The following is a 23,638-nucleotide window of genomic DNA, read 5'->3' on the forward strand; positions in this document are numbered from 1 at the left end:
AGGAACGCCTTCACCACCGGGGTCATCAGGGCCATGTAGTCGCGGCCCTTCTGCTGCACCGCCTCGTCCGGGCTGGCGTGGCTGAGGTCGCCGTGCAGGGCGGTCCAGGCCATGAAGGCGCGGCCGCCCTCGATGATCGCCTTGGAATCCATCAGCATCCGCCGCACGTCGGGGTGGACGATGATCGGGTCCGCCGGGCCGTCGGCGTTCTTCGGCCCGGTCAGCGAACGGCCCTGCAGGCGCTCCTTGGCGAAGGTGGCGGCGGCCTGGTAGGCGGCCTCGGCCTGGGCGATCCCCTGCAGGCCCACGCCCAGCCGCGCCTCGTTCATCATCACGAACATCAGCTTCAGCCCGGCGTTTTCCTCGCCGATGAGCCAGCCGGTCGCCTCTTCATGGCTGATCACGCAGGTGGCGTTGCCGTGGATGCCCATCTTCTCTTCCAGGCCCACGCATTTGACCGAGTTGCGCTCGCCCGGCGCGCCGTTTGCGTCCGGAATGTACTTTGGCACGATGAAAAGGCTGATCCCGCGCACGCCGGCCGGCGCGCCCTCGATGCGGGCCAGCACCAGGTGGACGATGTTCTCGGTCAGGTCCTGCTCGCCGCCGGAAATCCAGATCTTCTGACCCGTGATCTTGTAGGTCCCGTCGGCCTGCGGGACGGCCTTGGTGCGCAGCAGGCCCAGGTCCGTGCCGCAATGCGGCTCGGTCAGGTTCATGGTGCCGGCCCACTGGAACGAGCACAGCTTGGGCAGGTACATGTCCTTCTGTTCCTGGGTCCCGCCGACGTGGATGGCCGAATAGCAGCCGTGCGTGAGGCCGGGGTACATGGAGAAGGCCATGTTCGCCGAGGAGCTCATCTCGGAGAACGCCACGTTCACGACGTTCGGCAAGCCCTGGCCGCCGTAGGCCGGGTCCGAGCCCAGCGCGGGCCAGCCGCCCTCGACCAGCTTGGCGTAGGCGTCCTTGAAGCCGGTGGGCGTCTTCACCGTGAAGTCCGGGCTCCACGTGCAGCCCTCCTTGTCGCCGACGCCGTTCAGGGGCGCTAGCACCTCGGAGGTGAACTTGCCGGCCTCCTCCAGGATCGCATCGACCGTTTCCATCGAGGCGTCCGCGAAGGCCGGCAGGTTGGCGTAGCGCTCGAGCTGCAGCACGTCGCGCAGCAGGAAGGCGTAGTCCCGCACGGGGGCCTGGTAGGTCATGGGTGCTCCGAGGCTCGGATGGTCTTGGGTCGCGTCGCGCGCGTTCGCTGGCCGATACCACGGGCGCCGGCGCGCGTCATGGGTTGCGCGGCCGAGCCGCCCGCCGCGACTCAGCGCATCGTGGCTCCCGGCAAAGGGAGCAGGCGATGGCGCGGGAGCAGCAGGTTCTGACCGAGGTGGTGCAGATGCTTCAGCTCAACGTGCATGCGCTGGAGATCGTCACCGCGCGCGCTCTTGCCGAGCTCGAAGACCTTCGCCCGGGCCTGCTCGACGCGGTGGCCGGTCCCGTGATCTTCCAGGACCGGCCGGACGCAGCGTTCGACGAGCACCTCGGCAAGGTCGACGACCAGATCAGCCGGCTGGTCGTCTGGGCGCGGCAGTACCGGGGCGAAGTTCCCTAGAAGGGGGTTCTCTACGCTTCCATCCCGTCGAGCTGGCGGCGCAGCATCTGGTCGTAGTCGGCGGCGCGGGGCAGCAGGTCGGGCCGCGTTTCGGTCAGGCGCTTCTCCATCGCCGCGATCCCGCCTTCAAGCTGGGCGATCGCGTCGTCGATGTCCTTCTTCTGCTGCTCCAGCGCCACGATCCGCTCGCGGAACCGGCGCAGGCTGATGGCCGCCTGCTGGGCGCCGCTGTCGTCGGCCTCGTACAGGTCGAGGATCTCGCCGATCTCGGCGAGCGACAGGCCGACCCGTTTGCCGCGCAGGATCAGCACCAGGCGGCCGCGGTCCTTGTACGAATAGACGCGGTTCATCCCGTCGCGGGCCGGGTTCAGCAGGCCCTTGTCCTCATAGAAGCGCAGGGCGCGGGGCGTGCATTTGAATTCGAGGCACAGTTGCCGGATCGTATAGGTCCGGGCCGGACGGCGCAGGTCGTAGGGCATTTTGACGTCCTCCCTAGGTTATCGTTGATAACTACGGTGATCCTGCTTTCCGTTTACGTCAAGGGAGACCGGCGTTCACGCTCGGGTGAGGGCGCGCGTCTATTCCGCTAGGTGAGGCAGCATCTCCGCAAATGCGGCGCTCTCGCGGCGCGCGGGGTCTGGATGCGGCGCGCGGGGCTGGCTAGCCTCCCCGACCTGTTCGTCGAGGGGATCGCCGTGAAGACTATCTGGCTGGGCTGCGCCGCCGCCGTGACGCTGTTGGGCGCCTCGCCCGCGTGGGCCGAGAAGAAGGACGCCGCGCCTGACGCGTTGGCGGGCCTGACGCGGCAGGAGGGGCTGGTCCCGGTCTATGTGGACGCCGCGAAGGGACGGGTCCTGGTGGCCCTGCCGGCGCCGGCCAAGGACGGCGTGGCCGGCCGCTACCTCTACGTCTCGGCGCTGAAGACCGGGCTGGGCTCCGCGCCGGTCGGCCTCGATCGGGCCCGCCTGGGCGACACCCAGGTGCTGGCCTTCCGCCGGGTGGGCGGCAAGGTGCTGGCCGAGTTCGAGAATCCCCGCTTCCGCGCGGCGGGCGCCCCGGCCGACGAGCAGGCCGCCGCCCGCGAAGCCTTCGCCACCTCCGTCGTCTGGGCCGGCAAGGTCGAGCAGGTCCTGCCCGACGGCCGGCTGCTGGTGGACCTCTCGTCCTTCCTCACCCGCGACGTCGTCGGGATCGCCGACGCGCTGAAGCAGGCGGGCGAGGCGGGCTACAAGCCGGTCGGCGACCTGTCCGTGGCCGACACCTCGGCCGTGAAGGTCTTCCCCGAGAACGTCGAGTTCGAGGCCATCCAGACCTACGCCTCCGACACGCCCGGGCCCGAGACGCGCAACATCGCGCCCGACCCCAAGCTCATCACCCTCACGGTGCGCCACAGCCTGGTGAAGCTGCCGGACCCCGGCTTCCAGCCGCGCCCGTTCGATCCCCGGTCGGGCGCCTTCGACAAGGTCGTCCTCGACTACGCCGCCCCGCTCGACCACGACATCGTCCAGCGCCTCGCCGTCCGCTTCCGGCTGGAGAAGACCGATCCGGCCGCCGCCGTCTCGACCGTGAAGAAGCCGATCGTCTTCTACGTCGACCGGGCCGCGCCCGAGCCGATCCGCACGGCGCTGCAGGAGGGCGCGTCGTGGTGGGCGAAGGCCTTCGAGAAGGCCGGCTACAAGGACGCCTACCGCGTCGAGATCATGCCCGAGGGCGCCGACCCGCTGGACGTCCGCTACAACGTCATCAACTGGGTCAACCGCGCCACCCGCGGCTGGTCGTACGGCCAGGTGGTCGCCGATCCCCGGACGGGCGAGATCGTGAAGGGCTCGGTGCTGCTGGGCTCGCTGCGCGTGCGCCAGGACATGCTGATCTTCGAGGGCCTGGTCGGCGCGGATCAGAGTGGCAAGGGCGGTCCCAACGATCCCATCCAGGTGTCGCTGTCGCGGATCCGCCAGCTCGCGGCGCACGAGGTGGGCCACAGCCTGGGCTTCGCCCACAACTTCGCCGCCTCCAGCCAGGACCGCGCCTCGGTGATGGACTACCCGGCGCCGCGGGTGAAGCTGACCGCCGGGAACATCGACCTCTCCGACGCCTACGGCGTGGGCGTCGGCAAGTGGGACGACTTCATCGTCGACTGGCTCTATGGCGACGGCGACCCGGCGGCCAAGGCGGACGCCGCCTTCAAGACCCAGCGCTACACCGCCGATTCCGACGCCCGGCCGGTGGGCTCGGGCCAGCCGCATGCGGCGATCTGGGACGACGGCTCCGACCCGGTGGCCGAGCTGGCGCGGGTCATGGCCGTTCGCCGGGTGGCCATCGGCCGGTTCGGCCCCCAGGCTCTGCGCCCCGGCGAGGCGGCCCAGGCGCTGAAGCGCAAGTACGTTCCGATCTACCTGCTCCATCGCTACCAGCTCGAGGCCGCCGCCAAGGTGCTGGGCGGCGTGGACTTCGGCTACGCGGTGAAGGGCGACACGCCCAAGGCCGAGGTGGCCCCCGCGGCCCAGCAGTACGCCGCGCTCGCCGGCCTGCTCGCGGCGATGACGCCCGAGGCCCTGGATACGCCCGAGACGCTGATCCCCTACCTATCGGCCGGCCAATCGGGCGACAACGATCGCCAGTACGACATCGAGGTGTTCGACGGCGCCGGCGGTCCCGTGTTCGACGCGCTGAACGCCGCCGACGTGGGGGCGGGCATGGTGCTGGACGCGATCCTGGCGCCGCCGCGCCTGGCGCGCCTGGTCGAACAGCACCGCCGCGATCCCGCCCAGCCGGGCGTGGGCGAGGTCGTCGACAAGCTGCTGGCCCAGGCGTTCTCCCCCGCCACGGGCCGCCTCGCCGAAGTCGCCCGTCGCGTCCAGAGCCGCACGGTGCTGGAACTGGCCGCCGCCACGCGCCGGCCCGACGTGTCCCCCGCGGCGAAGGCCGAGATCGGCATGCGCCTCACGGACCTCGCGGCCCGCCTGAAAGCCCAGCCCGGAACCGGCACCGACCGCGCCCAGCGCCTCACCCTGGCCGCGCTGCTGGAGGACAAGGAGGAGCTGGCCCGCGTCCTGGCCCAGCCCAAGCGCCGGCCCGAGCCCCCGCCCGGCATGCCGATCGGCAGCGACGAGGACTGAGCTGTTTCCTCCCCGTCGGGGGAGGTGTCGCCGAAGGCGACGGAGGGGGCCCGCTCGGACGGTTGAGGACCCCCTGCGTCCGCTTCGCGGACGGCTCCCCCAGCGGGGCGAGCAACGAACGCGGATCGCGCTCTAGGCGGCCACCAGCTTCCCGGCCAGCGCCCGCTCTATCAGGTCCACCGTGCGGTCGATCCCGAAGATGGCCACGAAGCTGCCGAAGCGGGGCCCCTGGCTCTGGCCCAGCAGCACTTCGTACAGCGCCGAGAACCACGCGCGCAGGGGCTCGAACCCGGCGGCCTTGCCGACCTCGAACACCTCGTTCTGGATCGTCTCGGCGTCGGCGCCGGCGGGCAGGGCCTTCAGCTTGCCGACGAGCGCCTCCATCGCGGCGCGCTCCTGGTCGGTCGGCGCGCGGAACCGCTTCGAGGGCTTCACGAAGTCCTCGTAGTAGTTGATCGCGTAGCCCGCGAGCTTGTCGAGCAGCGGCTCGCTTTCCGGCGTCGCGCCCGGGATGTAGCGGGCGATGAAGGCCCACAGGATGTCCTTGGTCGAGGCGTCCGCCGCCGACACCAGGTTCAGCAGCAGCGAGAAGCTGACCGGCGAGCCCTTCTCGGGCGGGGCGCCCCGGTGGACGTGCCAGGCCGGGTTGTCGAGCTGGGCGGCCCCCCCTTGGGCGACTGGGTCGCCCTCGGCCTTCTTGCGGATCAGCGCGTCGAGCTGCTGGAGGTATTCGTCCGTCGCCTTGGGGATGACGTCGAAATAGAGCCGCTTCGCCGACTTCGGCGACTGGTACATGTAGTAGGTCAGGCTCTCGGGCGCGCCGTAGCGCAGCCATTCCTCGATGGTCAGGCCGTTGCCCTTGGACTTCGAGATCTTCTGGTTGTTCTCGTCCATGAAGAGCTCGAAGTGGAAGGCCTCCGGCGGCTCGCCGCCTAGGGCCTTCACGATCTTGTTCGAGACGCGGACGCTGTCGACCAGGTCCTTGCCCGAAGCCTCGAAGTCGACCTCCAGCGCCGTCCACCGCGCCGCCCAGTCTGGACGCCACTGCAGTTTCACCTGGCCGCCGGTCACCGGGACCTCGGTCAGCGTCCCGTCTTCGTCGGGGAAGGTGATCGTGCCCTTCTCGACGTTGCGCGCCACCGTCGGCGCCTGCAGCACCCGGCCGCTTTTCGGGCTGATCGGCAGGAAGGGCGAGTAGGTGGCGCGCCGCTCTTCGCCCAGCGTCGGCAGCATGATCGCCTGCACCGCGTCGAACCGCGCCAGGATGCGCAGCAGCACCTCGTCGAACCGGCCGGACTTGTAGGTCTCGGTCGAGGACATGAAGGTGTATTCGAAGCCGAAGCTGTCGAGGAAGGCGCGCAGGCGCGCGTTGTTGTGCGCGCCGAAGCTCTCGTGCTCGCCGAACGGGTCGCGGACGGAGGTGACCGGCTTGTCGCGGTCCTCCTCCAGCATCGCCTTGTTGGGCACGTTGTCCGGGATCTTCCGCAGGCCGTCCATGTCGTCCGAGAAGACGATGAGCTGGGTCGGGATCGCGTCCTCGGTCAGGGCGCGGAACGCCGTGCGCACGATGGTCGGCCGCGTGGCTTCGCCGAACGTGCCCAGGTGCGGCAGGCCCGAGGCGCCGTAGCCGCACTGGAAGACGACCGGTTTCTGCAGGGCGGGCAGGGCCTTCACCGCCTCGGCGAACTTGCCCTGGGCGAACAGCTCGGCCGCCAGGTCGCGCTCGGCGTCCGACAGGCGCAGGCGCAGGATGCGGTCCAGCAGGATGCGCGCCTGTTCGAAGGGCCAGCTCCGGGCCTCGCGCGCCTGATGTGAAAGTCCGTGTAGGTTTTGGCCTTGCAGCATGGCGGGCGGCCTACAGCCCATGGCCCCCCGGCTCAAGCGTAATCGCCGGCCGGCGCCTGCGTTGAAGGCGCGTGCTGCACCGGGCGGGGCGCCCCGCCTGGCGGTCCGTGCGACGCTGGCCTGTGTCGCGTGACCTTCGCGCGGCTGTCGCGGCTCTGTCATCGCCCCCGCTTAAGCGGCCCCCAGTTCGAAGAGATGGGGGTTGTCGATGTTTCTGAAGAGCGCGATCCGCTCGTGGCGGAACGAGAGTCTACTGTCGGTGTCCGGCCTGGCGCTGGCCCTGGCGCTGGGCGGCCAGGCCCGCGCCGACGAGGCGGCCGAGAGCCAGGTCGAGGAACTGGTCGTCACCGGCCAGCGCGAGGCCCAGCGCGCCGCCATCGCGGTGAAGAAGGACGAGTTCGTGGTGGCCGACGTTGTGTCGGCCGACGATATCGGCAAGCTGCCCGACCACAACACCGCCGCCGCCCTGCGCCGCATCCCCGGCGTGTCGATCATGGAGGACCAGGGCGAGCCGCGCTTCCCGACCATCCGTGGCCTGCGCTCCACCTATAACCGCACCACCGTCGACGGCGCCCTGGTCGGCTCGGTCGACGAGAGCGGCCGCACCGTGCCGCTGGACATCGTCCCCTCGGTGATGGCCGGGCGTCTCGAGGTCATCAAGACGGTCACGCCGGAGAACGACGGCAACGCCATCGGCGGCGTGGTCAACGTCACCACCCGCAGCGCGTTCGACGCCGGCCGGCCGTTCCTCAACCTCATGGGCTCGTACGGCCATTATGAGCGCCACGGCGACGTGCGGAACGACAAGCCGGCCTTCCGTCTCGCCGCCGCCGCCGGCCGCACGTTCGGCGCCGACAATGAGTGGGGGGTCGTGATCGGCGCCTCCTTCGAGCAGCTCGACTACGACATCCCGCAGGTCGAGAGCCAGGACCCGTCGGTGCGCGAATACACCGCCGCCGGCGCGCCGGTGAACTCGGGCGCCGCGACCGGCAACGGCATCCAGGTGCCGACCTACCAGCGCCTGTTCTGGTACAACAACACCAAGCAGCGGAAGGGCGTGAACGGGAAGGTCGAGTACCGGCCCACCGACGACTTCCGCGCCGAGGTCTCGGCCCTCTACGCCAAGATGGAGGACGACGAGGAGCGGATCGAGAACCGCCTGGAGCCCCTCGGCAACGTCGCCAACCAGACCGCGACCTCCGGCTCCTTCGCCCGCGGCCGCGGCGTCATCCAGCTCAACCAGCCGATCACGAACCGCGAGATCGGCATCGGCCGCGCCAGCGTCGACTGGACCTTCGCGCCCAACTGGAAGGCCAACGGCGACCTCATCTTCTCGGAAGCCGCCCTCGACGTGCCGAACCACTCGGTGGAGTTCCGCACGGTGGACGCCCAGGGCGCCAACTACGCCTTCAACTACGACACCACGAACCCGCTGTTCCCGGTGTTCAAGCCGGTCAACGACGCGGCGTACCGCAACCCGGCCAACTACAACCTGCAGCAACACCGCGACGCCCTGACGGCGACGAATGAGCAGGTCTACCAGGGCCGCTTCAACCTGGCCTTCGACCAGGACCAGGGCGACAACAACCTGAAGGCCAAGGTCGGCGGCGTGGCGCGCTCCACTCTGCGCAAGTTCATCTCCCGCCAGACCAACTACACGGTCAACCAGGCGACCTTCCCCTACACCCTGACCGCCGTCGCCGGCGCCGGGCCCAGCGAACTGATCGCCGGCCGCTACCTGCTGAACCCGCGCATCGACGCGGACAAGGCGATGGAGTTCTTCAACACCAACCGCGCGCGGTTCAACACCTCGACCACCGCCCCCACCGGCGACTACAAGGTCAAGGAAGACGTCCTGGCCGGCTACGCCCAGGCCAGCTACGAGTTCGGCGCCTTCACCGTCCTGGGTGGCGTCCGCTACGAGCGCACCGACGTCGACGCCAAGGTGAACCGCGTGGCCAGCGGCGTGATCACCCCGATCACCAACAGCGGCAGCTACGACAACTGGATGCCCAGCCTGCATCTGCAGTGGAAGCTTCGCGACGACCTCATTGTCCGCGCCGCCTGGACGAACACCATCGGCCGCCCCGACTTCGGCCAGCTCGCCGGGGCCGAGAATGTCACCTTCGACGGCGCCCAGCCCATCGTCACCCGCGGCAACCCCGACCTGAAGCCGCGCGAGAGCGAGGGCTTCGACCTGTCGATCGAGTTCTATCCGCCGGACGGCCTCATCTCGCTCGCGGTGTTCCACAAGGACATCAAGAACGAGATCTTCACGCTCACCTCGACCGAGCAGCTCAACGTCGGCCGCGGCGTCGAGACCGTGCAGGTGCGGACCTCGCGCAACGCCGAGAGCGTCAAGCTCAAGGGCCTGGAGATCGGCGTCCAGCAGGCGTTCACGTTCCTGCCGTCGCCGTTCGACGGCTTCGGCTTCAACGGCAACGTCACCCTGGTGGACAGCGAGGCCACCTACATCACCAGCGCCGGCCGCCGCGACCGCGGGCTCTTCCAGCAGCCCGAGATCACCACCAACGAGTCGGTCTACTACCAGCGCGGCCCGTTCGAGGCCCGGCTCTCGCACAACTACATCGGCGGCTTCCTCGAGACGATCGTCGACGCCATCCCGAACTCGGACCAGTACTGGAAGGGCCGCCACAGCTTCGACGCCTCGGTGAGCTGGCGCATCCGCGAGAACTTCACGATCTTCGCCGAGGGCCAGAACCTCTCGAATACCGGCCGCCAGGAAGTGACCGGGCCGAACCAGCGGAACCTGCAGGAATGGGCCAACTACGGCCGCACCTACTGGGTCGGCCTGGCGGCGACCTTCTGATGCGCCGGCTCGCACCCCTCCTGGCGGCGGTGCTGGCTGCGGGCGCGGCGTCGGCTCAGCCGGCGCCCCCGCCCGAGCCCGCGCCCGTCCCGGTGCTGAAGTCCGAGGTGGTCCAGCGCTGGAAGGCGCCCGAGGCCACCCAAGGCGTGGCGGTCGACGCCCGGCACTTCTACGCGGTCTCCAACTTCCGGATCGCCAAGTACGACAAGGCCACCGGCGCCAAGGTGGCGGAGTGGACGGGAGACCGGGCCCGCTTCCCGCACATCAACTCGTGCGAGGTGATCGGCCGCGAACTCGTCTGCGCCAACTCCAACTTCCCGGAGCTGCCGATGACCAGCTCGGTGGAATTCTTCGATCCCGTGAAGATGGTCCACCTGCGCACCGTCTCCCTCGGCCAGCAGATCGGCTCGCTGACCTGGGTCGACCGCAAGGACGGGTTCTGGTGGGCCGCCTTCGCCAACTACGACGGCAAGGGCGGCGAGCCGGGCCGCGGCCACCGCTACACCCAGCTCGCCAAGTTCGACGACCAATGGCGGCGGGTCGAAGGCTGGTCGTTTCCGAAATCCGTCACCGACCGGTTCGAGCCCATGAGCTCGTCGGGCGGCGGCTGGGGCGCGGACGGCCGCCTCTACGTCACCGGCCACGACAATCCCGAGCTCTACGTCCTGGCGCTGCCCAAGGGCGGGTCGAAGCTGGACCATCTCGCCACGATCGAGGCGGCCATCGAGGGCCAGGCCGTCACCTTCGACAAGAGCCGGCCGGGGCTGCTGTATGGCATCAGCCGGCCGAACCGCGAGGTGGTGGTCCTGCGCCTGCCGCCGGTCTCCGCGAAATGAATCGTCGGCGGACGCTTGCGGCCGGCCCGGCCCCAAAGCCAAGTTAGGCCATGGACCGTTCGTACGCTTCCCGCCGCCAGCTCCTGTTCCAGGCCGCCATCATGGCCGGCGCCGCCCTGTCGCCCGCCGCCTGGACTTCCGCCGTCGCCCAGACCCGCCTGCCGGACTATCCGTTCAAGGCCGGCGTCGCCTCGGGCGAGCCGCTGCCGGACGGCGTGGTCCTCTGGACCCGCCTCGTCGCCGATCCCCAGGCCATGGACGCCGGCCTGTCGCCTGCCCCGGTCAGGGTCGGCTGGGAGATCGCCGAGGACGAGGGGCTGAAGAAGGTCGTCCGCCGGGGCCAGGTCCTGGCCGTCGCCGAGGCGGGCCACTCCGTCCACGTCGAGGTCGCCGGCCTCAAGCCCGACCGCGCCTACTGGTACCGCTTCACCGCCGCCGGCCACGCCAGCCCGGTGGGCCGCACGCGCACGGCGCCCGAGCCCGGCGCCGCCGTGGAGCGCCTGCGCATCGCCTACGGCTCGTGCCAGAAGTGGGAGTCCGGCTACTATGCCGCCCACGCCCATCTGGTGAAGGACGACCCCGATCTGATCGTCTTCCTGGGCGACTACATCTACGAGAAGGCGGCCACCGACGAGGGCGTGCGCAAGCATCCCGGGGTGATCGCCCAGGATCTCGCCAGCTATCGCCAGCGCTACGCCTGGTACAAGGCCGACCCCAACCTCCAGGCGGCCCACGCGGTCGCGCCCTGGGCCGTGATGTGGGACGACCACGAGGTGTCCAACGACTACGGCGGCGATCAGGATCGCAGCAATCCGCCGCCGGCGCTGTTCCTGAAGCGGCGCGCGGCCGCCTATCAGGCCTACTACGAGAACATGCCGCTGCGCCGGTCGACCAAGCCGGTCGGGCCCAACATGCAACTCTACCGCACCCTCGACTGGGGCCGGCTCGCCCGCCTGACGCTCATCGACGACCGCCAGTACCGCGCCCGCCGAAGCTGCGACGCCCAGTCGAAGGAAAAGCTGATCCCGGCCGCCTGCGCCGAACGCACCGACCCGAAGCGATCCATGCTGGGCGAACAGCAGGAGTCGTGGCTGCAGGCCCAGTTCGCGGCGACCCCGGCGCGCTGGAACTTCCTCGGCCAGCAGACCCTGGTGAACGAGGTGATCACCCCGGACCAGCGGGTCAGCAACGACGGCTGGGACGGCTACGCCCAGACGCGCCGGCGCATCCTCGAAGGCTGGCGCGACCACAAGGTCTCCAACCCCGTGGTGCTGGGCGGCGACGTCCACTGCTTCTTCGCCGGCGACCTGTCGCTGGAGCCGGGCGGCAAGCCGATCGCCAGCGAGTTCGTCGGCGGCTCGATCACCTCCCTCGGCCGCTCGCGCGAGGTCGTCGGCGGGATGATGATCGTCAATCCGCAGATAAAGTTCGGCGACGGCCAGACCCGCGGCTACGGCCGGGTCGACCTGTCGAAGACGGCGTGCGAGGTCACCTTCCGCGGCCTGGAGAACGCCCTCCTGCCGGATTCGCCGGTGCGCGACCTGGCGAAGTTCGTGGTGGAAGACGGCGAGGCGGGGCTGAAGCGTGCTTGAGATCCTGGCCGCCGCCGTCCTCTCGCTCCCGCCGGCCGAGACCGTCTCGCGCCTGCCGGCCCTCGAGGCCAACCAGGGCGTCGCGGTGGACCAAGGCTTCGTCTACGCTATCGATAACTCCGCCATCGCCAAGTACGACCGCGCCACCGGCCAGAAGGTGGCGCAGTGGTCGGGCGATGCGGCCACCTTCCCGCACCTCAATTCCTGCGCCGTCATCGGACCCGAGCTGGTCTGCGCCAGCTCGAATTACCCGAGCCTGCCGATGCAGAGCTCGGTCGAGGTGTTCGACCCGGCGACCATGACCTACCAGCGCTCGATGGCGATCTCGCCCCAGCCCGGGTCGCTCACCTGGATCGACCGGCGCGACAATGCTTGGTGGGCGTGCTTCGCCAACTACGACGCCAAGGGCGGCGAGCCTGGCCGCGACCACCGCTTCACCACCCTCCTGCGCTACGACGACAAGTGGAAGGTGACCGGCGTCTGGACGTTTCCGGACACCGTGCTGGACCGCTTCAAGCCGCGCAGCGCCTCGGGCGGCGCCTGGGGCGCGGACGGCCGGCTCTACGTCACCGGCCACGACCTGCCCGAGGTCTATGTGCTGGAACTGCCCCGCGTCGGCACGGTCCTGAAGCACGTGGCGACCATTCCCGTGGCGGCCGAAGGACAGGCCGTCGCATTCGACCGCAGCGCCGACCGGGTGCTGTTCGGCATCAGCCGCGCCAGGCGCGAGGTGGTCGGGATGAGGCTCCCGGCCGTGGAGACGAAATGAACCGCAGACTCATCCTGGCCCTCGCCGCCGCCACCGCGCTCACAGCCTGCGGCAAGCCGTCGTCCCAGAGCGCCGCGCCGGCGCGCAAGGAGGTGGTCTTCTCCATCCTGTCGGCCGAGAGCCAGACCAGCGCGGAGAAGGACTGGGCGCCGTTCCTGGCGGACATGTCCAAGGCCATCGGCGCACCCGTGAAGGCCTACTACGGCTCGAACTACACCGCCCTCATCGAGGCGATGCGCTTCAAGCAGACCGACCTGGGCTGGTTCACCAACCAGTCCGGGCTGGAGGCCGTGCGCCGCGCGAACGGCGAGGTGTTCGCGCGCTCTGTGAATCCGACCGGCATCGACGGCTACGAGGCGGTGATCATCGTCAAGGCGGGCTCGGGCCTGACCCTCGACAGGATCCTGAAGTGCGACAAGAGCCTGAACTTCGGGATGGGCGATCCCAAGTCGACGTCGGGCACCCTGGCGCCGATGACCTATCTCTTCGCGCCGCGCAACATCGACCCGGCCTCGTGCTTCAAGACCGTGCGCTCGGCCAACCACGAGACCAACCTGTTCTCGGTGGCGGGCGGCATGCTGGACGCGGCGACCAACAACACGGCGTCGATGGACCGGCTGAAGCTGCTGAACACCGACGTCGCGAAGAATACGCTCAAGAACGTCGAGATCGTCTGGCGCTCGCCCCGCATCCCCGAGGACCCGCTGGTCTGGCGCAAGGATCTCGACCCCGCCCTGCGCAAGAAGCTCGCGGACTTCATGTTCGGCTATGGCGTCGGCGACACCCCCGAGGCCGCCCGCCAGCGCGCGATCCTGGAGAAGATCCAGACCAAGCCGTTCGTCCACGCCGACGACAGCCACCTGATTCCGGTCCGCGAGATGGAGGCCACGAACCACCTCATCGAGGCCCGCAACCGCAAGGACGCCGCCGCCGAACAGAAGGCCCAGGCCGACCTCGCCGAGATCGCCAGGGAAAAGGCGGCGGCGCCGAAGTAGCCCCCTCCGATCTCGTCATCCCCGGGCCTGACCGGCTATGACGAACTGGAAGGCGGGCGACGAACGGCAAGGGCCGAGGGGGGCAGCCCCTAGGCTTCTTCGTTCCGCATCAGGAAATGCCCGGTCAGTCCCGCGATGGGCTGGGACCGGCTGTCCTGCCAGGCCTCGACCTGCACATTGGCCACCCGCCGGCCGACCTTGCGCAGGATCGCGCGGGCATAGGTGTCCCGGGCGCGGCCCGAGCGCAGGTATTCGATGGTGATGTCGATGGTCTTCGGCACGCGCTGCCCCGGCGCGGTCAGCGAGAGCTGGGCCAGGGCGGTCAGCTCCATGAACGCGCCGATCACCCCGCCGTGCAGCGCCGGAAGGACGGGGTTGCCGATCAGGCTCTGGCGGAACGGCAGCACGGCCGTCATCTCGTCGCCCGCCAGCTCCACGCGCATGCCGAGGAAGCGGACGTAGGGCACCTTCTGGAGGAAGGCGTCGAGGCTCTGGATCGCGGTGTCCTGCATGGCGTCAGCCCTTCAGCGGCTGGGCGCGGGTGTTGAGCATGAACGCCGCTTGGGCCGTCGCCACCAGGTCGCCCCGCTCCACGTCCCACGCCTCGGCCCGCACGAAGCCCACCGTGCGGGTCAGGCGATAGGCGTGCGCCTCGGCCGTCACCCCCGTCTTCGGCGCGGCGGGGCGCAGATAGTCGATCCGCAGGTCCAGCGTGGCGATGGGCGTCATCTCGCCCATGGCCGAATTGATCGCCAGGCCGCAGGTGTGGTCGATCAGCGCCGTCACCACGCCCGAGGCGATGACGCCGGTCTCCGGGTCGCCCACCAGTTCCTCGCGCCACGGCGCCGACATCACGCCGCGCCCCTTCTCGATGGAGACCAGGGATAGGCCCAGGGCGTCGGCGTGGGGGGCCATCAGCATGCGCTCCGGCAGCGGGGCGGTATTGAAATCGGACATCGCCCCAGGCGTAGGGACCTGACGGGCGCGGAAGTCAATGTGCGGAGCCTTCCGCCCGCGCCTACATTGAAGGCGTGATGATCCGTCCCCAGGACCTGCTCTGCCCGAAGGCCGAAGGCCTCTACTGCGCCCCCGGCGACTTCTACATCGACCCCGTCCGCCCGGTGGAGCGGGCGGTGATCACCCACGGCCACGCCGATCACGCCCGCGCCGGCCACGGCGCTGTGCTGGCGACGCCCGAGACACTGGACATCATGGGCGAGCGCTACGGCCTGGACTTCGCCCGTTCGAAACAGGCCGCGGCCTACGGCGAGGCGGTGGACCGCGACGCCGTGCAGGTGACCCTGGTCCCCGCCGGGCACGTGCTGGGCTCGGCCCAGGCAGTGGTGCGCTGGAAGGGCCTGACCATGGTGGTCAGCGGCGACTACAAGCGCCGCCGCGATCCCACCTGCCCCCCGTTCGAGCCGGTGACGTGCGACGTCTTCATCTCGGAGGCCACCTTCGCCCTGCCGGTGTTCCGCCACCCCGACGACAAGGACGAGATCGCCCGCCTGCTGCGCTCGGTCGCCCAGTTCCCGGAGCGCAGCCACATCGTCGGCGCCTACGCCCTGGGCAAGGCCCAACGCATCATCCGCCTGCTGCGCGAGGCCGGCTGGGACCGGACGATCTACGTCCACGGCGCCCTGGAGCGGCTGAACGCCCTCTACACACGGCACGGGATAGATCTCGGCCCGCTCGCGCCGGCCACCACCGCGAAGAAGGCCGACTTCGCGGGCCAGGTCATCGTCGCCCCGCCGTCGGCGTTGCAGGACCGCTGGAGCCGCCGCTTCCCCGAGCCGGTCGCCGCCTTCGCCTCGGGCTGGATGCAGATCCGCGCGCGGGCGAAACAGCGCGGCGTCGAGCTGCCGCTGGTGATCTCCGACCACGCCGACTGGGACGAGCTGACCGCCACCGTCGACGAGCTGCGCCCCGGCGAACTCTGGATCACCCACGGCCGGGAGGAGGCCCTGGCCCGCTGGGCGAGCCTCCACGACATCCCGGCCCGGGCGCTGGCGCTGGTGGGCTACGAGGACGACGAGGAGGAGTGAGCCCCCCTCGAAATCGAGGGAGGACCTGAAGCGGTGGGGCGCTGGACCTCCCCAAGCGGAGCCGTCTTGCGGCCGATCACGAAAATGTTATCGTCGTGATCAAGGGGCTTCTGGAAAGTGATCCATGCGCACGCGCATCACTCTCTGCGCCCTCGCGGCGCTGTCCGTTGCGGCTTGTCAGAAGGCCGAACCTCCACCCGCCGAAGTCGCCGCCGCGTCCGCCGCCGACGCGGTCGCGGCCCCTTCGGCCGAGACAGCCCGCGCCCCGGATGTGGGAAGGGCGCAGGCCGCTTCGCCCCTGGCGATCCCGCAGCTCGCCTACGTCTACAAATACGCCCTGGCCGCCCCGCCGCAGAAGGTGCGCGGCCTGGTCTCAAAGCATGAACAGGTCTGCTGGGCGGCCGGTCCCACCGTCTGCCAGGTCGTCGGCTCGAACGTCCGCGAGAACGGACCGGACGAGATCTCGGCCAGCCTGACGCTCAAGGCCCAGCCCGCCTGGCTGCGCACGTTCCGGGCCGGCCTGGAGGACGACACCAAGGCCGTCGGCGGCCGGATGGTCACCGCCGACACCACCTCGGACGACCTCTCGCGCAACATCGTGGACACCGAGGCGGCGCTGCGCTCCCAGGTGATCCTGCGCGACCGCTTGGAGGCCACGCTGAAGACCCGCAAGGGCAAGGTCTCGGAACTGTTCGAGATGGAGCAGCAACTGGCCCAGGTGCGCGGCCAGATCGACGCCACGCGCTCCGAGATCGCCCTGATGCGCGGCCAGGTCGCCACGTCCGAACTCCGGATCGACTACCGGTCGGAGGGGGTGCTCGCGCCCAAGGGCTCGCTGGCTCCGCTCGGCGCGGCGGCTGGCGACGTCGTCGGCATCTTCGTCTTCACCCTGGCCTTCCTGATCCGGGCGCTGGCGGTGCTTGCGCCGGTGGCCGGGCTGGGCGCCCTCGTCTGGTGGCTCGTCCGGCTCCAGGGGCAGAAGAAGGCCGCGGCCAAGCCTCCGGCGGCATGACGTCGCCGGGCGCGCAGGCTCACCGCCGCGCGCCCGGTTCGTCGAACGGCCGGCGCGGTTGGACGCGCTGGGGTGGCGCCGTGCGGGCCGCCGCCTAGCCTCGTCGCCATGTTCGCCGCCGCCGCGCTCGCCGCCGCCCTCAGCACCGCCCCGCCTGACTGCGCCACGCTCCAGCGGTCGGCCCGGCCCGCCATCGGGCGCGCCAACCGGGACTGGCCGCGCGCGATCCAGGCCGGAGACGCCGCCGCCATCGCGGCGGCCTACGCCGACGACGGAATCCTGGTGGCGGCCGACGGCGCGGTGGTGAGGGGCCGGGAGGCGGTGCGGGCGCTCTATGCCGGCGCCCCTCCCGCCGCCGGCGGTCGCATCCGGAGCCTGGGTCTCGCCTGCGGGGGCGGCGGCCTGCTCTACGAGTGGGGGGTGGGGACGATCCGCACCCTTGGCGCCGACGGACGCGAGCGGACGCGGGCGGGGCGCTACGTCACCGTCTGGGCGCAGGTCGGCGGCGAATGGCGCATCGTGCGCAACCTCGCGTTCTGAGGCGGAACGCGCCCCCGCGGGCGGCGTTCGTCCCCGCGAATGCGCGCCGCCCTGTCCGACAACCGCGCCGCCGAACCCGCGGCGGCGAGGCCCGATTTGCGGCCCGCCCGCTGCGAGCCTAGCTGTTAGGCCATGCGCGCCTTCGCCGAACTCCTCGACCGGCTGTCGCTGACGTCCTCGCGGAACGCCAAGCTGACCATGGTGCGCGACTACCTCCGCGACACCCCCGATCCAGATCGCGGCTGGGCGCTGGCGGCCCTGACCGGCGACCTCAGCTTCGACGCCGCCAAGCCCGCCTTCATCCGAAAGGCCGTCGAAGCGCGGATGGACCCGCAGCTCTTCTGGTGGAGCTACGACTATGTGGGCGACCTGGCCGAGGCCGTGTCGCTGGTCTGGCCTGCGCGCCCCGGCGCCAACCGCGAGCCCGAGCTCAGCGAGGTGATCGAGGCCCTGCGCACCGCCAGCCGTGGCGAGGTCCAGACGCTGATCGAGGGCTGGCTCGACGCGATGCGCGAGCCGCGCGAGCGCTGGGCCCTGCTGAAGCTCATGACCGGCGCCCTGCGGGTCGGCATGACCGCACGCCTGGCCAAGCGCGCCGCGGCCGAGATGGGCGGCGTGGATCCGGCCGAGATCGAGGAACTGTGGCACGCGCTGGAGGCGCCCTACGAGGACCTGTTCGCCTGGCTGGAGGGCCGGTCGGAAAAGCCCACCGCCGAGCATCCCGCGCGGTTCCGGCCGGTGATGCTGGCCCAGGCCATCGACGAGGCCGTGGACTTCGCCAAGCTGGACCCGGGCGCCTACGCCGCCGAGTGGAAGTGGGACGGCATCCGCGTTCAGGCCGCGCACGAGGGCGGGGTGCGCCGGCTTTACACCCGCACGGGCGACGACATCTCGCGCACCTTTCCCGACGTCCTCGATGCGCTGGAGGACGAGGCCGTCATCGACGGCGAACTGCTGGTGATCCGCGACGGCCAGGTCGCGCCCTTCGCCGACCTCCAGCAGCGCCTGAACCGCAAGACCGTGGATGCGAAGCTGATGGCGGCCTTCCCGGCGGCGATCCGCGCCTACGACATCCTGCAGATCGGGCCCGAGGACACACGGAGCCTGCCGTTCGCCGAGCGGCGCCGGCGGCTCGAGGCCTTCGTGGCGAAGGAGTCGAGCCCGCGCATCGACCTGTCGCCCGTGCAGCCCTTCGAGACCTGGGCCGATCTGGCCGGCTTGCGCGCGACCCCGCCGCCGGGCGATCCGCAGATCGCCGAAGGGCTGATGCTGAAGCGCTGGGATTCCGAATACATCGCCGGCCGCCCCAAGGGGCCGTGGTTCAAGTGGAAGCGCGATCCATTCCTTGTCGACGCGGTGCTGATGTACGCCCAGCGCGGGCACGGCAAGCGGTCGAGCTACTACTCAGACTACACCTTCGGGGTGTGGACGCAGGACCCCGCCGGCCAGCGGCTGCTGACCCCCGTCGGCAAGGCCTACTTCGGCTTCACCGACGAGGAGTTGCTGCAGATCGACAAGTTCGTACGCGACAACACGGTCGAACGGTTCGGGCCCGTCCGCTCGGTCCGCGCCGAGCCGCACCACGGCCTGGTGTTCGAGGTCGCCTTCGAGGGCCTTCAGCGCTCGGCCCGCCACAAGTCGGGCGTCGCCATGCGCTTCCCGCGCATCAACCGCATCCGCTGGGACAAGCCGGCCGGCGAGGCGGACGAACTGGAGGCGCTGGAGCGGCTGCTTACGCAGATGGAAGGCCGCTAAGGCAGCAGGTCTTCCTTGGCCAGGAACGCCTTCAGGTCCCCGCCTTCGAACAGCACGCCGCGTATGCCCGCCCGCAGCGCGGCCTCCAGGTCGGACGGCTTGTCGCCGATGAGCAGCGACGCCTCGGCGTCGATCGGCCAGTCCTGGAGCGCCTGGAGGATCATGCCGGGATTGGGCTTGCGCAGCGGCGGGTCCGGGTGGCGATAAGCCTCGACCGGCGCCTCGGGGTGCTGGGGCGCGTGATAGAAGGCGTCGATCCGCCCGCCCACCTGCGCCAGCTCGCGCTGCATCTGGGCGTGCAGCGCGTGGACATCGTCCTCGGTGTAGTAGCCGCGCCCCACGCCCGACTGGTTCGTCACCACGATCACCAGCCACCCCGCGCGGTTGAAGGCGGCCACGGTCTCCCGGGCCCCCGGAATCCACTGGAAGTCCTCCCAGCGGTGCACATAGCCGCGATCCTCGTTGAGCACGCCGTCGCGGTCGAGGAACAGGGCGGGCTTGGGAGCTGCTGAAAGGGGCACGAGGCGATCATACCGGCTGGGGAGGCGGAGCGGGTTTCAAAAACCCTGATTCCGGTCCTACGGTCCCACCGGTTGCAAGCCGGGGCGCAGTTTTGGCCGACGTTCTCACGATCCAGGACCTGCGCGTCGACTTCGACACCCATGACGGAACGGTCCGCGCGGTGCGCGGCGTCTCGCTCGGCGTGGGTCGCGGCGAGACCCTTGGCGTGGTGGGCGAGAGCGGCTCGGGCAAGAGCCAGACCTTCATGGCCGCCATGGGCCTGCTCGCCCGCAACGGTCGGGCCGCCGGCTCGGCGAGGTTCCGCGACCACGAGCTTCTGGGCCTGGCGCCGCGCGAGCTCAACCGGATCCGCGGTTCGAAGATGACCATGATCTTCCAGGACCCGCTGACCGCGCTCACGCCGCATGTGCGGATCGGGGAGCAGATCGCCGAGCCCCTGCGCCTGCACCTCGGCCTGTCGGACGCCGACGCACGCAAGCGCGCCCGCGAATGGCTGGAGAACGTCCGCATCCCCGACGCCGCGCGGCGCATGCGCCAGTACCCGCACGAGCTGTCGGGCGGCATGCGCCAGCGGGTGATGATCGCCGCGGCCATGGCGCCCGGCCCCGAACTTCTTATCGCCGACGAGCCTACGACCGCGCTCGACGTCACCGTCCAGGCCGAGATCCTCGACCTGATGGCCGAGCTGCAGCGGGCGACCGGGACGGCCCTGGTGCTCGTCACCCACGACATGGGCGTCATCGCGCGGCTGGCGGACCGGGTCTGTGTCATGCGCGACGGCGCTTACGTCGAGGCGGGCGCGGTGGCCGACATCTTCGGCCGGCCGCAGACCGACTACACGCGGGCTCTGCTGGCGGCGATCCCGCGCCTGGATCGCCCGGGCCGTGGCGGCCGGCCCGAGATCGCGCCCGCGCCGGCCGACGCGCCCGTGGTGGCCGAGGGGCGGGACGTGACGGTCCACTTCCCGATCCGCGAGGGTCTGTTCGGCGCCACGAAGGTGTTGCGCGCCGTGGACGGCGTCTCCTTCGCCGTCCGGCAGGGCGAGACCCTGGGCATCGTCGGCGAGAGCGGTTCGGGCAAGTCCACCCTGGCGCGCGCGGTGCTGAACCTGCTGCCCGCCACGTCCGGCGCCGTCACCTTGATGGGGCGCGACATCACCCATGCCGACCGCGAGGCGATGCGGGCCGCACGGAAGGATCTGCAGATCGTCTTCCAAGACCCGCTGGCCAGCCTCGATCCGCGGATGACCGTCGGCACGTCCATCGCCGAGCCGCTGACGGTCTTCCGGCCCGGCCTGGGCCGCGCCGAACGCGAGGCCGAGGTGAAGGCGATGATGGCGCGGGTCGAGCTGGATCCGGGGCTGATCAACCGCTACCCGCACGAGCTCAGCGGGGGCCAGAACCAGCGGGTCGGCATCGCCCGCGCCATGATCCTGAGACCGCGGCTGGTGATCTGCGACGAGGCGGTCTCGGCGCTGGACGTCGGCGTCCGCGCCCAGATCATCGACCTGCTGATCCAGCTCCAGAAGGAGATGGGCCTGGCGATGATCTTCATCAGCCACGACCTGGCGGTGGTGCGCGAGATCAGCCACCGCGTCCTGGTGCTCTACCTCGGCCGCGTCATGGAACTGGCCGACCGCGACCGCATCTGGCGGTCGCCCCAGCATCCCTACACCCGCGCGCTCCTCTCCGCCGCGCCGATCCCCGACCCCGCGGTCGAGCGCACCCGCCAGCGCCTGAAGCTTGCCGGCGAACCCCCCAGCCCCATGGACCCGAAGGCGGCCTACCGCTTCCTGCCTTCCCGCGCGGCCAACGGGCCACCGCCCGCGCTGCAGGAAATCGCGCCGGGCCACCTGGTCGCGGAGTTCGACGCTTAGGCGCCCTTCTTCCCTTGCGGGAGAAGGATCGCGTTCTTTGTTTGTTCGAACGTGCAAGCGCTGCGTTGCCCCTGCGCCGCTCGGTCGTTAGGTTGCGCGCCTTTCCGAACAGCCGGCCGCGCCCATGACCCTTGCCTTCGACGACATCCTTGCGGCCCAAGAGCGGCTCAAGGGTCATATCGAGCGCACGCCGTGCCGCTTCTCCCGCACGCTCAGCGAGATCACCGGCGCCAAGGTCTGGGTGAAGTTCGAGAACCTGCAGTTCACGGCGGCCTACAAGGAGCGCGGCGCGCTCAACAAGCTGCTGCAACTGGGCGAGAACGTGCGCGCGCGCGGCGTCATCGCCGCCTCGGCCGGCAACCACGCCCAGGGACTGGCCTACCACGCAGCCCGGCTCGGCATCCCGGTCACCATCGTCATGCCCAAGGGCACGCCGTTCGTGAAGGTGCAGCAGACCCGGGCCCACGGCGCCAATGTGGTGATCGAGGGCGACACCTACGACGACGCGGCGGCCCACGCGCGGACCCTCTGCGTCGAACGCGAGCTGACCTTCGTCCACCCGTTCGACGACCATGACGTGATGGCGGGGCAGGGCACGGTGGCGCTGGAGATGCTGGAGGACGTGCCGGACCTGGACGTCCTGCCGATCCCGATCGGCGGCGGCGGGCTGATCGCCGGCATGGCCACGGCCGCCAAGCACCTCAAGAAGGACATCCGCATCGTCGGCCTGGAGCCGGCGATGTTCCCCTCGTTCACCGCCAAGATGCGCGGCGTGCGAACCGCCCAGGCCAACGGCGCCTCCACCATCGCCGAGGGCATCGCGGTGAAGGAGGTGGGCGAGCACACCTACGCCATCGCCCGCCCGCTCATCGACGAGGTGCTGCTGATCGAGGAGCCGTACTTCGAGCGCGGCATCGCCCTCTATTGCAACGTCGAGAAGACGGTCGCCGAGGGCGCCGGCGCGGCCTCTCTCGCGGGGCTGCTGGCCTATCCCGAACGCTTCCGGGGCAAGACGTGCGGCCTGGTCATAACGGGCGGCAACATCGACACCCGCCTGCTGGCGTCGGTGCTGACCCGCGAGCTGGTGCGCGAGAGCCGTATCGTCAGCCTGAGGATCATCGGCGACGACCGCCCCGGCCTGCTGGCCAACGTCTCGGCCATCATCGGCCAGATGGGCGCCAACATCATCGAGGTGGCGCACAACCGCCTGGCGCTGGACGTGCCGGCCAAGGGCGCCGAGTTCGACGTGATGATCGAGACCCGCGACGCTCAGCACACCCAGGAGGTGATGGACGCCCTGCGGGAACGCGGCTACCCGCCGCGCGTCGTCTGAGGACCTGATCCCATGAAGCGTACCCTGACCCTCCTCGCCGCCGCCCTGGCGCTCGTGGCCTGCCAGCCCAAGGCCGGCAAGGACGCCGCCGCCCCCGGCGCGCCGGTCCAGCAGTCCGAGGCCAGCAAGGCCTTCATGGAGAAGGTCGCCAAGCAACCCGGCGTGAAGGTGCTGCCGTCCGGTCTCGCCTACCGGATCGTCCGCTCCGGTCCCGAGACCGGCCTCAAGCCCCAGCTCACCGACGAGGTGAAGGTCCACTACGAGGGCAAGCTGGAGGACGGCACGGTCTTCGACAGCTCCTACGAGCGCGGCCAGCCGGCAGCCATGCCGCTGAAGGCCCTGATCCCCGGCTGGCAGGAAGCCCTGCAGATGATGCGCCCTGGCGACGAATGGGTTCTGATGGTCCCGTCCAACCTCGGCTACGGCGACGAGCCGGCGGGCCAGATCCCGCCCGGCTCGCCGCTCATCTTCAAGATCGAGCTGATCGACGTCCTGCCCGGCCCCGGCCGCATCCAGCAGGGCTGATCTACAGCGCCCGGCGCATGCCCACGTGGCTCGGGACGAAGCCGAGCCGGGCGTAGAACCGCTGGGCGTCCACGCGGCTGTTGTGGGTGAGCAGCTCGATGATCCCGCAGCCCCGGCGGCGGGCCTCGGCCATGGCCCACTCCATCATCCGTCCACCCAGGCCCTGGCCGCGCCGGGTGCCTGAAATCCGGACGGCCGAGACAAGCGCCAGCGTCCCGCCCTGGTTCGACAGGCCCGGCACGAAGGTGAGTTGCAGCGTGCCCACCACGGCGCCGTCGGTGTCCTCCGCCACCGCCAGCAGCATCCGTGGTTCGGCCTCGATCCGCTCGAACGCCGCCAGGTAGCCGGCGCCCGGCGGGTCGCTGACCTGCTCGCGCGCGCCGCCCATCGGATCGTCGGCCAGCAGGGCGACGATGGCGGCCACGTCCTCGCGCCGCGCCCGGCGCA

Annotated in this window: 21 protein-coding genes; 14 read left to right on the plus strand and 7 right to left on the minus strand. The window is 70.4% G+C overall.

From position 1 onward, the window contains the following. A partial coding sequence (locus Q0L11_RS17940) for an acyl-CoA dehydrogenase family protein (protein WP_296599042.1) occupies nucleotides 1-1,199 on the minus strand: 1,199 nt, incomplete at its 3' end. A gap of 146 nt (nucleotides 1,200-1,345) precedes the next feature. On the opposite strand from Q0L11_RS17940, the gene Q0L11_RS17945 reads away from it, so the two are divergent. Further along, complete coding sequence (locus Q0L11_RS17945) at nucleotides 1,346-1,600, plus strand: hypothetical protein (protein WP_296599043.1); 255 nt, start codon at nucleotides 1,346-1,348, stop codon at nucleotides 1,598-1,600. Nucleotides 1,601-1,611: 11 nt separating this feature from the next. Here the strand turns inward: Q0L11_RS17945 and Q0L11_RS17950 are convergent, their stop codons facing one another. Beyond that, nucleotides 1,612-2,079, minus strand: coding sequence for a MerR family DNA-binding transcriptional regulator (locus Q0L11_RS17950; protein ID WP_296599044.1), 468 nt, complete (start codon nucleotides 2,077-2,079; stop codon nucleotides 1,612-1,614). 162 nt (nucleotides 2,080-2,241) lie between these two features. On the opposite strand from Q0L11_RS17950, the gene Q0L11_RS17955 reads away from it, so the two are divergent. Further along, complete coding sequence (locus Q0L11_RS17955; protein WP_296599045.1) at nucleotides 2,242-4,716, plus strand: zinc-dependent metalloprotease; 2,475 nt, start codon at nucleotides 2,242-2,244, stop codon at nucleotides 4,714-4,716. A gap of 132 nt (nucleotides 4,717-4,848) precedes the next feature. Here Q0L11_RS17955 and Q0L11_RS17960 read toward each other — a convergent pair whose 3' ends face one another. Beyond that, on the minus strand, nucleotides 4,849-6,561 hold the full coding sequence (locus Q0L11_RS17960; protein ID WP_296599046.1) for a lysine--tRNA ligase: 1,713 nt from the start codon (nucleotides 6,559-6,561) through the stop codon (nucleotides 4,849-4,851). 208 nt (nucleotides 6,562-6,769) lie between these two features. Between Q0L11_RS17960 and Q0L11_RS17965 the strand changes: the two genes are divergently transcribed. Genes Q0L11_RS17965 through phnD form a run of 5 tightly spaced genes read left to right on the plus strand, consistent with a single transcriptional unit; the run spans nucleotide 6,770 to nucleotide 13,583 of the window. After that, nucleotides 6,770-9,391, plus strand: coding sequence for a TonB-dependent receptor (locus Q0L11_RS17965; RefSeq protein WP_296599067.1), 2,622 nt, complete (start codon nucleotides 6,770-6,772; stop codon nucleotides 9,389-9,391). Continuing rightward, on the plus strand, nucleotides 9,391-10,227 hold the full coding sequence (locus Q0L11_RS17970) for a hypothetical protein (protein WP_296599047.1): 837 nt from the start codon (nucleotides 9,391-9,393) through the stop codon (nucleotides 10,225-10,227). The genes Q0L11_RS17965 and Q0L11_RS17970 overlap by 1 nt, the downstream gene beginning before the upstream one ends. Nucleotides 10,228-10,277: 50 nt before the next feature. After that, entirely contained in the window at nucleotides 10,278-11,819 is a 1,542-nt protein-coding gene (locus Q0L11_RS17975) for an alkaline phosphatase D family protein (protein ID WP_296599048.1), read from the plus strand. Next, nucleotides 11,812-12,588: a hypothetical protein gene (locus Q0L11_RS17980; RefSeq protein WP_296599049.1), complete on the plus strand. Its 777-nt coding sequence runs from the start codon at nucleotides 11,812-11,814 to the stop codon at nucleotides 12,586-12,588. The genes Q0L11_RS17975 and Q0L11_RS17980 overlap by 8 nt, the downstream gene beginning before the upstream one ends. Beyond that, nucleotides 12,585-13,583 carry a phosphate/phosphite/phosphonate ABC transporter substrate-binding protein gene (phnD, locus tag Q0L11_RS17985; protein WP_296599051.1) on the plus strand — a complete coding sequence of 333 codons (999 nt, stop codon included), beginning with the start codon at nucleotides 12,585-12,587 and terminating at the stop codon, nucleotides 13,581-13,583. Before Q0L11_RS17980 ends, phnD begins: the two co-directional genes overlap by 4 nt. An 89-nt stretch (nucleotides 13,584-13,672) precedes the next feature. On the opposite strand, the gene Q0L11_RS17990 is transcribed toward phnD, so the two are convergent. Further along, on the minus strand, nucleotides 13,673-14,095 hold the full coding sequence (locus tag Q0L11_RS17990; RefSeq protein WP_296599052.1) for a PaaI family thioesterase: 423 nt from the start codon (nucleotides 14,093-14,095) through the stop codon (nucleotides 13,673-13,675). A 4-nt stretch (nucleotides 14,096-14,099) separates the two neighbouring features. Further along, nucleotides 14,100-14,540, minus strand: coding sequence for a PaaI family thioesterase (locus tag Q0L11_RS17995; RefSeq protein ID WP_296599054.1), 441 nt, complete (start codon nucleotides 14,538-14,540; stop codon nucleotides 14,100-14,102). Nucleotides 14,541-14,617: 77 nt separating this feature from the next. On the opposite strand from Q0L11_RS17995, the gene Q0L11_RS18000 reads away from it, so the two are divergent. From Q0L11_RS18000 to Q0L11_RS18015, 4 genes are all read left to right on the plus strand, one after another. Then, the gene (locus Q0L11_RS18000; protein ID WP_296599055.1) at nucleotides 14,618-15,628 is read left to right on the plus strand and encodes a ligase-associated DNA damage response exonuclease; all 1,011 of its coding nucleotides are present in this window, start codon (nucleotides 14,618-14,620) and stop codon (nucleotides 15,626-15,628) included. A gap of 124 nt (nucleotides 15,629-15,752) precedes the next feature. Further along, nucleotides 15,753-16,640: a DUF4349 domain-containing protein gene (locus Q0L11_RS18005; RefSeq protein ID WP_296599056.1), complete on the plus strand. Its 888-nt coding sequence runs from the start codon at nucleotides 15,753-15,755 to the stop codon at nucleotides 16,638-16,640. A 108-nt stretch (nucleotides 16,641-16,748) separates the two neighbouring features. Beyond that, entirely contained in the window at nucleotides 16,749-17,180 is a 432-nt protein-coding gene (locus Q0L11_RS18010) for a DUF4440 domain-containing protein (protein WP_296599058.1), read from the plus strand. A gap of 132 nt (nucleotides 17,181-17,312) precedes the next feature. Then, nucleotides 17,313-18,935 carry a cisplatin damage response ATP-dependent DNA ligase gene (locus Q0L11_RS18015; RefSeq protein ID WP_296599059.1) on the plus strand — a complete coding sequence of 541 codons (1,623 nt, stop codon included), beginning with the start codon at nucleotides 17,313-17,315 and terminating at the stop codon, nucleotides 18,933-18,935. Here Q0L11_RS18015 and Q0L11_RS18020 read toward each other — a convergent pair. Next, nucleotides 18,932-19,456, minus strand: a complete 525-nt coding sequence (locus Q0L11_RS18020; protein WP_296599060.1) for an HAD family hydrolase — start codon at nucleotides 19,454-19,456, stop codon at nucleotides 18,932-18,934. The two genes, Q0L11_RS18015 and Q0L11_RS18020, sit on opposite strands and share 4 nt — an antisense overlap. A 92-nt stretch (nucleotides 19,457-19,548) precedes the next feature. On the opposite strand from Q0L11_RS18020, the gene Q0L11_RS18025 reads away from it, so the two are divergent. From Q0L11_RS18025 to Q0L11_RS18035, 3 genes are all read left to right on the plus strand, one after another. Beyond that, on the plus strand, nucleotides 19,549-21,333 hold the full coding sequence (locus tag Q0L11_RS18025; RefSeq protein ID WP_296599062.1) for a dipeptide ABC transporter ATP-binding protein: 1,785 nt from the start codon (nucleotides 19,549-19,551) through the stop codon (nucleotides 21,331-21,333). Between the two features lie 124 nt (nucleotides 21,334-21,457). Then, nucleotides 21,458-22,666, plus strand: coding sequence for a threonine ammonia-lyase (locus Q0L11_RS18030; RefSeq protein WP_296599063.1), 1,209 nt, complete (start codon nucleotides 21,458-21,460; stop codon nucleotides 22,664-22,666). A gap of 12 nt (nucleotides 22,667-22,678) precedes the next feature. Then, nucleotides 22,679-23,191: an FKBP-type peptidyl-prolyl cis-trans isomerase gene (locus Q0L11_RS18035; RefSeq protein WP_296599065.1), complete on the plus strand. Its 513-nt coding sequence runs from the start codon at nucleotides 22,679-22,681 to the stop codon at nucleotides 23,189-23,191. Nucleotide 23,192: 1 nt separating this feature from the next. Here Q0L11_RS18035 and Q0L11_RS18040 read toward each other — a convergent pair. Continuing rightward, nucleotides 23,193-23,638: GNAT family N-acetyltransferase (locus Q0L11_RS18040; protein ID WP_296599066.1), on the minus strand; the 446-nt coding region annotated here is incomplete at its 5' end.

Origin of the sequence: Phenylobacterium sp., assembly GCF_024508875.1 — a bacterium.
In the GTDB taxonomy this organism is placed as follows: Bacteria; Pseudomonadota; Alphaproteobacteria; order Caulobacterales; family Caulobacteraceae; genus Phenylobacterium.